We start from the raw sequence: 10,506 nt of genomic DNA, 5'->3' as shown, positions 1-10,506 counted from the left end.
GGCACATGAGCCAGCGGTTGCGCGCCTTCATCGAATGGGCGACGCAGCGGTTTGCACACAAGTTCGATCGGGCAACCTAGCCGGCGTAGCGAACCCGGCCATTCCGAATGGCCGGTTATCGGGTGCAGACGCGATCTCGCGGAAATGCCCGCCTATCGCCTTGACCAAGGGAACCGCAATGGCTCTGATTTCTGTAGATCAAAAGGGCAATGTCGAGCGTCTCAAGCGTTGTCCCATCCGTGGCAATATGCAACTGCCAGCACGCTGTTCGGGCGGCGCTTGTGTCAAACGCGAGAGGAAGTCTGTTCATGGACGACGACGCGCATGCCTTTAACGGGCTCCGCCCCCGATTGCAGAAGATTGCCTATCGAATGCTGGGGTCTGTGGCCGAAGCCGAAGATATCGTGCAGGACGTCTGGCTGCGTTGGCATGCGGCGGCCCGCGAGAGCATCGATAACGCGGAAGCGTGGCTCGTCGCGGTCACGACACGGATGTCCATCGACCGTCTGCGCGCCGCGAAGATTCAGCGCGAACACTACACGGGCATCTGGTTGCCCGAGCCGCAGATGACCGACTCACCGGCGACACCCGAGGAGGTCACGGAGCGTGCAGACGACGTCTCCGTGGCATTTCTGACGCTGCTCGAGCGGCTGACGCCGGAAGCGCGGGCAGCCTTCCTGCTGCGCGAGGTGTTCGACGCGGACTACGGCGAAGTCGCTGAGGCCATCGGCAAGACGAAGGCGGCGTGCCGGCAACTGGTAAGCCGTGCAAAAGCGCAACTACGCGACGAACGCCCGCATTACGAAGTGTCGCGCGAGACGCATCTTCGCCTGCTGCGGACCTTCGCGCAGGCGCTGGAGGGCGGCGACTTCCATGCGATCAACGCGTTGCTGGCCGAAGACGCGATGCTGATCGGCGACGGCGGCGGCAAAGTCCCGAGCTCCCCACAACCGATGGTGGGGGGCCGGCGCATCGCACAGCTTTTCTACGCGCCGTCGCTCCGTTATGGCAGCGAACTCAGCGTCAAGCTCGTGGTGCTCAACGGTCAATGGGCGCTGCTGCGCTTTATCGAAGGCAAGCTCGAATCGGCACAGTCGTTCGAAACGGACGGCGAGCGCATCGTTCGTATCCATGTGCAGCGCAACCCTGACAAGCTCGCACGCATCGCGGCGGCACACTCCAACGCCTGAACGCCGATCACTCTCGGGCGCGGACGCGCCTCAACTCGTCGAATGGTGCCTCGCGTACAACACGGTGAGCCCGTTCGCACGCCTACCGCGACACGCCGCGCCCACCTACGATGACTTCCTGCGGCCGACGGCCGCCAGCAGCGCCCGCGAAGCCCGGGTGCTCACTCATCGTCGCCAGGAGAAATCATGACGCAACGTATCAACTACATTCAGCAATCGCCGGAACTGTTCAGGAAGTTCCTCGAACTCAGCAATCTGCTGAAGGACAGCGCAATCGAAGAATCGATCCGTGATCTCGTGTCGATCCGGGCGTCGCAGATCAATGGTTGTGGATTCTGCCTCGACATGCACGTGAAGGAAGCGCGCATCCACGGCGAGCGGGAACTGCGCCTCCATCATCTCGCGACGTGGCGCGAATCGACGCTCTTTGCGCCGCGCGAACGTGCCGCGCTCGCCTGGACGGAAGTGCTGACGAAGCTTCCCGACCACGGCGTGCCCGACGATATCTATGAGCGCGTGCGTACCCAGTTTGCCGAGAAGGAACTGTCGGACCTAACGTTCGAAGTCATGGCCATCAATGGGTGGAACCGCGCAAACGTCGCGTTCAAGACCGTGCCGGGTTCGTCGGACAAGGCGTTAGGCCTCGACAAGGCCAATCTCGCCTGACCTGCGGGCTTGTGCTGTCGGTCTTTATCTTCGGCCCGCGCGCGCGGGCCGCGTCATTTGGGGAACACACCACCATGCTTCGCTTGAAAAACGCTGCACTGGCCGTGGCCGTCGTCGTCTGCGCATTGATGGGCGAGACCCGCGCCGCGCAGCCGGCAGCCATCGTCACGCCATTGATGACGAAGCCGCTCGACGACTATCCGGGCAAGGAAGCCTTGATGATCACCGTCGTCTATCCGCCGGGTGCCGTCGATCCTGTCCATCGACATCATGCGCACGCGTTCGTCTATGTGCTGGAAGGATCGATCGTGATGCAAGTCAAGGGCGGCAAGGAAGTCACGCTGACGCCCGGACAGACCTTCTATGAGGGCCCGAACGATATTCATACCGTCGGACGCAACGCAAGCCAGACTCAACCGGCAAAGTTCATCGTGCTGCTGCTGAAGGACACGGGGGCGCCCATTCTCGTGCCGGGGAAGTAAGCCCGAGCGCATGCCCACGCTTCCGTCCTCAATAAAAACGACGGACCCTGTCACAAATGGCGGCGCTCATACGTCTAGTCGTGCATGGACTCCACGACTCGCGCTTCCATGTCAGATTACCCATCACGCCGCCTCGTTGCCGGCGCGGACGATCCGTTCGCATGCAGCTTTGCGACCAGTTACGCCGGCGTCGTTTCCTTTCTGGCCGTCGCCAATGAAGGCAGCTTTGCCCGCGCGGGTGATCGCCTTGGCATCGGCCGATCCTCGGTTAGCCGCAACGTGCAGAAACTCGAGGCTCAGCTCGATGCGCGTCTTTTCCAGCGCACAACGCGCAGCACGTCGCTCACGCGCGAAGGAGAGCTTTTCTACGCGAACTGTCAGTCGGGCATAGAGCGCATCGCCCAGGCGCTCGAGGACATGCGGGAGCTGCGCAATGGGCCGCCTCGCGGTCACTTGCGCATCGGCGCCGCGCCCGGCTTCGGCCGCAAGATCGTCGCGCCGCTGCTGCGCAATTTTCACACACAATATCCCGAGATCATGCTGGAACTGCTGCTGAACGATCGCCCCGCCGACTTCACTGCCGATCGCATCGACGTCTCGTTTCGAGACGGACGCATGGAAGACAGCGGAATCGTCGCGCGGCAGCTGATTCCGATGCAGATGATCGTCTGTGCATCGCCGGCCTATGCACGGATTCACGGCTTGCCGCGCCACGTCGACGACTTGCTCGGCCATCGCTGCATCAACTTCCGCACGGCATCGGGCCGCGTCAGGGAGTGGGAATTCAAGGTCGACGGTCTTGCACAGCGGCGCCAGCCCGCCGCGCAACATACGTTCAATGACGTGGATCTGATCCTGCAGGCAGTGCTCGACGGGCTGGGCATCGCGCAGTTGCCGGCCTATCAGGTGTGCGATCTGCTTGGCGAAGGCCAGTTGATCAGTTGTCTCGCGCAGCACGCACCCGAAGACGGCGGCCATTACCTCTGCTATCTCAGCCGCAAGCATCTTCCTGCCCGAATCCGTGTGTTCATCGACTACATGACCGAGCACGCGAGGGCGCTCGACCTGCAGTGTCTGACGACGATGACGACGTTATTGACCATCGAGTGACGATACCGCGAACGACGATGCGTTCCCCGCGTCTTCGCCTCTGCCAGACAAGCCGCGATTGATCTTTCCCATCGCAAGCGCGCGCAAAAGCGCAAGAAGTCCACTTAGCTTCAGACGCTGAGATTGAACATATCTTGATTGATGCTCACAACGCGACGCGGTGCTCCCCGCGGCGAGTCTTCCGCACGCCACCGCCCACGCCTACGATGCATCCTGCACGGATGCAAGAATTTGTGTCTGTCGGTTGATGCGCCGATAAGCGAGGTCGCCCCCGCAATAGCTTCCCCGCACGGCCCGGTGACGCGGTGCCGACGTTCTTGCGATCTGCTTTTTTTGTAGTATTGTGCTAGCCACATGCGAGCCCATTCAAAGAGCTCCCGTGGTCGGCAATGGAGGGTGAACCATGAAGATCGTCGTCGTCGGCGGCACCGGCCTAATCGGCTCGAAGACCGTCGCCATACTTCGGCAGGGCGGCCACGATGTCATTGCCGCCTCGCCCAAAAGCGGTGTCAACACCATTACTGGCGAGGGGCTCCAGGAGGCCATGGCCGGCACGCATGTGGTCATCGACCTCGCCAATTCGCCGTCATTTGAAGACAAGGCGGTGCTGGAATTCTTCGAGACCTCCGGCCGCAACCTTCTTGCGGCGGAAGCCACAGCGGGTGTCGGGCACCATGTGGCACTATCCATTGTCGGGACCGACCGAACGCCAGACAATGGATACTTTCGCGCCAAGGTCGCCCAGGAGAAGCTGATCGAGGCCTCCGGCATTCCCTACACCGTTATCCGCTCGACCCAGTTCCTGGAATTTCTTGGCGGCATTGCCGATTCCGGTGCGGATGGAAACACAGTCAGGATTTCGCCAGGCCTGTTCCAGCCGATCGCGGCCGACGACGTCGCTGCCATGGTTGCCGATGTGGCGCTCGCGGCGCCACAAAACGGCATCGTCGAGATCGCCGGCCCGGAGCGCGCGCCATTCAACGAAATCGTCGCCCGCTATCTGAAGGCGGTCGGCGACCCGCGTGAGGTCGTGCGTGACCCCGAAGCCCTATACTTCGGCGGTCGTGTTGAGGCGCATTCCCTGGTGCCGTTGGGCGAGGCGCGCCTCGGCCGCATTGGTTTAGACGAATGGCTCCGCCGCTCATAGACAGGGCTCTGATCCCACATACGCCAATTGAAGAATAGGAAAACAAGGCTGGACAGAGCTTCTCCGAGATGGCGGGCGATCGCCATCTCGTCAGCGCCAATGCCAGCGAGACGAGAGCGGCCAAGCTCCTCGCAGTGTTCGTGGTGGACACGAACGAGACGGAACTGACGACCCCGTTCGGGAAGACTTTGTTCCGGCCGGTCACCCGTTGCGACCGATTCGGGCTTGGCTGAACGACGCTCTCAAGCGCGTTCACCGCCAGCGGTGCGGCATCGCGCCCGCACAGCGGCATAATCCGGAGGTCGGCGTAATGGAACCAGCAGCGCTGGCTGGTGCCTGGTCTCGGGAACATATCCTCCAGCGCAGCCCACAGGGCCATCGCACCGTCGCGAACGGCCAGCAGCGGGCCGGCCTGCGGTCCGCGCGCCCTCAGGTCCAGCGACAGGTCACGCCACGAGTCCTTTGACTCGCGATAGCCGTCGGCGATTGCCACGCGCTCCTTGCTCCGTCCGGCTTCACGCCGATGATTACCAGCAGGCACTCGCCATCGGAGTTTTCGGTGCGCGTGCCACCTTCCGCATTTGAAGCTGCGGGGCCAAGCTCGCTTACACCTTGACTCGCCTGGGACAGGCAATTCCGGACAATTGTGCGTCCCCAGGCCGCGACGATGCATGGCGCGGCAATTGGTGCCGACGCGACAACAGAGTGCGCAGCGTGGCGACACTACCGGCACCCTGTGTCGAAGTCTAGGATTCTCTCCATGTAGTAGGCTTTCGAGGGGCGGTTCTACGTATTGAAGTCGAGCGCAACGCGGCTGTTGTACTAATTTCTTGTCCTATTAAATATCCGCCTGGTCGGCTATTTATAAGCAATGCGCTCACGTAAATGAGCGACCATCCAACGCCGCCGAGTGCGGTCAAGAAAGGAGTATTGCCAATGTCTTCAAATAATCGCAGCCTCACCAAGGGCGTGGCGCGGCGTGACTTGCTACTCGGCAGCGCTGCCGCAGCTGGCTCTCTTGTCGTGGCTAGCTTGCCGAGCCCGGCAATGGCCGCTCCGTCAGCAAAGGAGGCGCATCGTGCAAAGGCAGGCGGGAAGGCCTCAGGCAGTTACATCGCGACAAACGACGGCACGCAGCTCTATTACAAGGACTGGGGCGCTGGTCGCCCCATCGTGTTTTGTCATGGCTGGCCACTCAGTTCGGACAGCTGGGAATCTCAAATGATGTTCGTTGCGTCGGACGGGTATCGTGCAGTCGCACATGATCGTCGTGGCCACGGCCGTTCAAGCCAGTCCTGGAATGGCAACGAGATGAACACTTATGCCGACGATTTGGCCGCCGTGTTCAACACCCTTGACCTGCGCGACGCCGTACTCGTGGGTTTCTCCACGGGCGGGGGCGAGGTGGCTCGCTATATCGGCCGGCACGGTACGCGACGGGTCTCCAAAGTCGTGCTGGTTTCAGCAGTGCCGCCTTTGATGCTCAAGACGCCCGCCAACCCGCTTGGCTTGTCAATTGAAGTCTTCGATGGCCTGCGCGCCGCGCAGCTCGCCAATCGGTCCCAGTTCTACAAAGATGTGCCCGCCGGTCCGTTCTATGGCTTCAACCGTCCCGGAGCAAAACCTTCGCAGGGGCTGATCGACGCATGGTGGGCCCAAGGCATGCAGGGCGGACACAAGAACACTTATGACTCGATCAAGGCGTTCTCGGAAACTGATTTTACCGAGGACCTGAAAAAGATCGACGTGCCTACTCTCATTATCCACGGCGACGATGACCAGATTGTCCCCATCGATGCCGCCGGACGCGCTTCGGCAAAGCTGATCAAAAACTCCAAGCTGATCGTCTATCCCGGCGCGCCGCATGGATTGACGGATACGCATAAGGAAAAATTCAACGCCGACCTGTCGGCGTTCATTCGTAGTTGAAAGCCCGTCGGCTCGATGGCTGACATTGCTTTTCGGTGCCGGCAGCTAACCCATGCAATCTGAGAGTTAATTCCCATGTGCAACCACCACAATTGCCATGCAGATCCCGTTGAACCGAAGAATTTTATGGAAGGCCCGGTCTTGCGCAAGCGCCGGGGCTATTTCAGTAAAAGTGGGCGCGCCTATTGACCCTTGAATTGAGGTGCGCGCTTTTCGAGTGTCGCGGCGAGCGCTTCGATATGGTCCTCGGTGTTGTGGCACATCCCCTGAAACACGGCACAGTGGTCGAGGAAGTCGGGTAGTTCCATGCGCTGGGCTGATTTCATCAGGCGCTTCGTCAGCCTGAGGGCTTGCGGAGGTTTTGCTGCGAGGCCCCTGGCCAACTGTTGCGCGGTATCCAGTAACTGATCTGCGCTCACGGCGTCGAGAACGATACCAAGTTCCCTGGCCTGCGCGCCGGTAAAGGTGCGGCCTGAAAACGTCAGCTCTGCGGCCCGCTGGTAGCCGACGAGTCGCTGGAGCAACCACGCTCCGCCATCCCCCGGAATGATGCCCACGTTGATGAAGGTCTCACCCATGATCGCGTCGGTTGTTGCCAGTCTCAGGTCGCACATGCAGGCGAGGTCGAAGCCCGCGCCCAATGCGGCGCCATTGATGGCTGCGATGGAAGGGACCTCGAGACGATGCATCGCCAGCGGCAGGCGCTGGATGCCTTTTCGATATCGTTGCTGGACCTCGTATACGTCTCCCCCGAAACTCCCTTCGCGATGCAACATGTGCTTGATGTTTCCGCCGGAAGAAAAGGCCTTGCCGGCACCGGTCACAATCAGGACGCCGATAGATTCCTCGGCGTTAATCCACTGTACGGTGCGTTCAATATCGTCGACGAGCCTCGTGCCGGTCAGTTCGTTACGCACATCGTCCCGGTTCATGGTCAGTATCGCGACACGCCCGTCGACGCTTAGCAACGCATCAGTCAGTTCAGGTGCAAGGGTCATTCTGGCTTCCCGGTTGAAAGTCACTGTGGGGTGGTTGTGCCGACATCCTCAAGCAGGATGCGCGCGTCAAGGATGGCTACCCCGCTGGAATAGGCCAGCACGGGGTTAAGGTCCAGCTCGGCAATTTCGGGAAACGCGGAGCAAAGCGCCGAAATGCCCATCATCAGCCTGACCAGCGCATCCTTGTCGGTCGGGGCGGCTCCACGTACCCCGTTCAGAATCTCACTGGCCCGGATCTCGGCGAGCATCCGGTGCGCATCGTCTTGGGTGAGAGGAAGCGAGCGGAACACGACGTCCTTGAGCACTTCGACCAGAATGCCGCCGAGGCCAAACATCATGACCGGCCCATAAGTCGGGTCACGCACAACCCCGATGATGATTTCGACGCCGCCTTTGGGCGCCATGGGTGTCACCAGGACGCCGGTAATGTCCGGATCTTGCACATGCTTTCGGCCGTTGGCCACGATGGTTTCGAACGCTTGCCTGACTTCATCGGAACTTCCAACGTTCAGCCTGACCCCGCCGACATCCGATTTGTGGATGATGTCGCGCGACACGATTTTCATCGCGACCGGCACCGATGCGAGGCGCTCGAACGCCGCAACGGCCTCATGCGGCGACCTGGCCAGAATCGCGGGTGCCGGCATCGGGACGCCCGCATCCGCGAGCGCCTGCCGGGCTTCGTGCTCGAGCACAACCGTCCGGTGCTCGCGGCGACAGGACGCAAGGACTGTCTCGAACGCCGGCGAGCGCGCCGCTTGGCCGTCCGCGTCGGCTGACGGCCGCCTTCGCGTTTCGCCAAATTCGGCGAGAGCCAGCATGCAGCGGACTGCCAGCTCAAGCGAGTCGTAGACCGGCACGCCAGCTTCACGGATACATGTCAGCGGCGCAGGTCGCAGGTCCGCGTACAGACTCCCGTACAGGCTATGCACGATGATAGGTTTGCCGTACGTTTCCAGCATCCCGGCGATACGCGACGAGGTCTGCATCTCAATGGGCGTCAGCGACTGCGAGAACCTCACGCCATACCCACCGTAGAGCCCCGTGATGAGCAGCCCGTCGACCTGAGGGTCCTCAAGCAGAATGCGCGCGCAGTCGGCAAATACCGCAGGATTCGCGTCCGTTCCCCCGGCCACATCCACCGGGTTTGCAACGGCGGCCGACGGCGGCAGGATTGCCGAGAGGCGCTGCTGCGTTTCTTGGCTCAGAGACGCCAGCGTCAGACCCTGTTCGCTCAGGGCGTCTGCAGCAATCGTCGCATGCCCACCACCGTCTGCCAGCACCGCCACGCGGCGCGACGCGAGCGGCTTGAGTAGCGAAAGCGCTTCAGCGAGCGACAGAATCTCGTCGGACTTGCGAGCCAGCACCGCACCCGCCTGACGCAGAACGCCCTCGCTAACCGCGTAGTCGCCGGCGAGCGCACCGGTGTGCGACTTCGCGGAACTCCGTCCGGCGCTGGTGCGACCCGACTTGTAGAGGACGACCGGCTTCCTGCGTGTTATCCGACGCAGCGCGTCCAGAAACACCCGCCCGTTGTTCATCCCCTCGACGTACGCGACGACGGCCCTGGTGTTCTCATCTTCGGCGAAGTAGTCGAGGTACTCATCAAACTGGATATCCGATTCGTTGCCAATGCCCACGTAGGTTGACAGACCGATGTGCCCATTCGCCTCGGCCTCCGTCACGAGGGAAAGCGCCATGTTCCCGGACTGCGACAGCAAGCCGATTCCACCTTTCTTCAGATTGCTGAAGCCGACGATGTTGCAGGCTTTGTGGGTATTGAACACGCCGGACGTGTTCGGCCCGACGATACGCACGTTACAGCTCTGAGCAACCCGCACCATTTCATCCTGCAGGCGCCGCCCGTCATCGCCCGCCTCGGCAAACCCGCCCGCCAGGACAACCGCCCCTTTTGCGCCCTTCCTGCCACACTGCTCGATGACCTGTGGCAGGGTCTTCGCCGGCGTGCATACCAGAACGAGGTCAACGTTGCCGGGTATGTCGCCCAGGCTCGCGTAGCAATCGAGCCCAAGGATTTCGGATTCCTTCGGATTTATCGGGTATATCGCCCCGGCGTATCCGTCTTCCAGCAGCTTCTGAATGGAACGGAAGCCGCGCTTCGTCTGGTCCCTTGATGCGCCAACGACGGCAATCGAGTCCGGATAGAAAATCTCATGGAGAGCGTGGCTGCTCATCGTTATTCTCCCTTGAACACCGGCGAGCGCTTCTCGGCGAAGGAATCGATCCCTTCCTGCCAGTCTTTCGTTGTGGAACAGAACATCATGCCCTCCAGCTCCGCTGTCAGCGCTGCGTCAAGGGTGCGCTCGCCCGCGAAGTTCAGTTGTTCCTTCGCCAGCCGCATTGAGAACGGTGCCTTGCTGGCGATCTTCTGTGCAAACTCTCGCGCGCTCTGCAGAAAGCCGTCATCGGGAAACACACGATTTGCCAGCCCGATCCGGGCAGCTTCGTGCCCGTCAATCTGCTCGCCGAGGAAAACGAGCTCGCGGGCTTTTGCCAGACCGACCAGCCGGGGGAGGAGATACGTGATGCCGCCACCAAGAAAATTGCCGATGCTGATTTCAGGCAGTCCGATCTTCGCGCTTGCGGCCATCACAACGAAGTCGGAAGCAATCGCAATTTCTGCACCGGCTCCCAGCGCGAAGCCATTGACCGCCGCGACCACGGGCTTACCGAGCGTCAACAATCGCTTGCAGACTACCTGCTCGCCTCGCAGGTACTCGCGACGCTCGAAGGCGGTGCGACCCGCCTTGTGTTCCTTCAGGTCTGCGCCGACGCAGAATGCGCGTCCCTGTCCCGTAATGAGGACCACCCGTGCGTCGCGGTCCGCCTCCGCCAGACTCAACGCAACGCCCAGCTCATCGTAAAGTTGCTGGACCACCGCGTTCAGACGATGCGGTCTGTTCAGCCTGACTTCTGCAATGCCGTCCTGCACACCGTAAATAATCGTTTCAAAAGCCATGAAC

9 protein-coding genes and 2 pseudogenes are annotated in these 10,506 nt (G+C 61.4%); 7 read left to right on the top strand and 4 right to left on the bottom strand.

Going from position 1 to position 10,506, the window contains the following annotated elements; genetic code table 11:
• Nucleotides 1-308: 308 nt before the first annotated feature.
• The 6 genes and pseudogenes from J3489_RS32385 to J3489_RS38075 form a co-directional block, all read left to right on the top strand.
• On the top strand, nucleotides 309-1,190 hold the full coding sequence (locus J3489_RS32385; RefSeq protein ID WP_207004904.1) for an RNA polymerase sigma-70 factor: 882 nt from the start codon (nucleotides 309-311) through the stop codon (nucleotides 1,188-1,190).
• A 186-nt stretch (nucleotides 1,191-1,376) separates the two neighbouring features.
• On the top strand, nucleotides 1,377-1,856 hold the full coding sequence (locus J3489_RS32380) for a carboxymuconolactone decarboxylase family protein (RefSeq protein ID WP_207004903.1): 480 nt from the start codon (nucleotides 1,377-1,379) through the stop codon (nucleotides 1,854-1,856).
• A 74-nt stretch (nucleotides 1,857-1,930) separates the two neighbouring features.
• Nucleotides 1,931-2,338, top strand: coding sequence for a cupin domain-containing protein (locus J3489_RS32375; protein ID WP_207004902.1), 408 nt, complete (start codon nucleotides 1,931-1,933; stop codon nucleotides 2,336-2,338).
• 108 nt (nucleotides 2,339-2,446) lie between these two features.
• Entirely contained in the window at nucleotides 2,447-3,448 is a 1,002-nt protein-coding gene (locus tag J3489_RS32370; protein WP_207004901.1) for a LysR family transcriptional regulator, read from the top strand.
• Between the two features lie 403 nt (nucleotides 3,449-3,851).
• Entirely contained in the window at nucleotides 3,852-4,595 is a 744-nt protein-coding gene (locus J3489_RS32365) for an SDR family oxidoreductase (protein WP_207004900.1), read from the top strand.
• A 44-nt stretch (nucleotides 4,596-4,639) separates the two neighbouring features.
• Nucleotides 4,640-4,771 (top strand): annotated as a pseudogene (locus J3489_RS38075) (cupin domain-containing protein); the annotation flags it as partial.
• Nucleotides 4,772-4,905: 134 nt separating this feature from the next.
• Here the strand turns inward: J3489_RS38075 and J3489_RS32360 are convergent.
• A pseudogene (locus J3489_RS32360) lies at nucleotides 4,906-5,165 on the bottom strand (transposase); the annotation flags it as partial.
• Nucleotides 5,166-5,531: 366 nt separating this feature from the next.
• On the opposite strand from J3489_RS32360, the gene J3489_RS32355 reads away from it, so the two are divergent.
• Entirely contained in the window at nucleotides 5,532-6,524 is a 993-nt protein-coding gene (locus J3489_RS32355) for an alpha/beta fold hydrolase (protein WP_207004899.1), read from the top strand.
• Nucleotides 6,525-6,706: 182 nt separating this feature from the next.
• On the opposite strand, the gene J3489_RS32350 is transcribed toward J3489_RS32355, so the two are convergent.
• From J3489_RS32350 to J3489_RS32340, 3 genes are read right to left on the bottom strand one after another with little or no spacing between them, the layout of a single operon-like run.
• Nucleotides 6,707-7,522 carry an enoyl-CoA hydratase-related protein gene (locus J3489_RS32350; protein ID WP_207004898.1) on the bottom strand — a complete coding sequence of 272 codons (816 nt, stop codon included), beginning with the start codon at nucleotides 7,520-7,522 and terminating at the stop codon, nucleotides 6,707-6,709.
• Between the two features lie 20 nt (nucleotides 7,523-7,542).
• Nucleotides 7,543-9,717, bottom strand: a complete 2,175-nt coding sequence (locus J3489_RS32345) for an acetate--CoA ligase family protein (protein ID WP_207004897.1) — start codon at nucleotides 9,715-9,717, stop codon at nucleotides 7,543-7,545.
• Nucleotides 9,718-9,719: 2 nt separating this feature from the next.
• Nucleotides 9,720-10,502, bottom strand: coding sequence for an enoyl-CoA hydratase/isomerase family protein (locus J3489_RS32340; RefSeq protein WP_242540481.1), 783 nt, complete (start codon nucleotides 10,500-10,502; stop codon nucleotides 9,720-9,722).
• Nucleotides 10,503-10,506: the final 4 nt, after the last annotated feature.

Origin of the sequence: Trinickia mobilis (genome assembly GCF_017315705.1) — a bacterium.
Lineage (GTDB): Bacteria > Pseudomonadota > Gammaproteobacteria > Burkholderiales > Burkholderiaceae > Trinickia_A > Trinickia_A mobilis.
This window is presented reverse-complemented; position numbering and strand designations above follow the sequence as displayed.

Excerpts from the sequence above, each read along its gene's own strand:
- J3489_RS32375 (WP_207004902.1), top strand. The coding sequence starts at position 1,931 with ATGCTTCGCTTGAAAAACGCTGCACTGGCCGTGGCCGTCGTCGTCTGC.
- J3489_RS32340 (WP_242540481.1), bottom strand. The coding sequence starts at position 10,502 with ATGGCTTTTGAAACGATTATTTACGGTGTGCAGGACGGCATTGCAGAA.
- J3489_RS32380 (WP_207004903.1), top strand. The coding sequence starts at position 1,377 with ATGACGCAACGTATCAACTACATTCAGCAATCGCCGGAACTGTTCAGG.
- J3489_RS32345 (WP_207004897.1), bottom strand. The coding sequence starts at position 9,717 with ATGAGCAGCCACGCTCTCCATGAGATTTTCTATCCGGACTCGATTGCC.
- J3489_RS32365 (WP_207004900.1), top strand. The coding sequence starts at position 3,852 with ATGAAGATCGTCGTCGTCGGCGGCACCGGCCTAATCGGCTCGAAGACC.
- J3489_RS32350 (WP_207004898.1), bottom strand. The coding sequence starts at position 7,522 with ATGACCCTTGCACCTGAACTGACTGATGCGTTGCTAAGCGTCGACGGG.
- J3489_RS32385 (WP_207004904.1), top strand. The coding sequence starts at position 309 with ATGGACGACGACGCGCATGCCTTTAACGGGCTCCGCCCCCGATTGCAG.
- J3489_RS32370 (WP_207004901.1), top strand. The coding sequence starts at position 2,447 with ATGTCAGATTACCCATCACGCCGCCTCGTTGCCGGCGCGGACGATCCG.
- J3489_RS32355 (WP_207004899.1), top strand. The coding sequence starts at position 5,532 with ATGTCTTCAAATAATCGCAGCCTCACCAAGGGCGTGGCGCGGCGTGAC.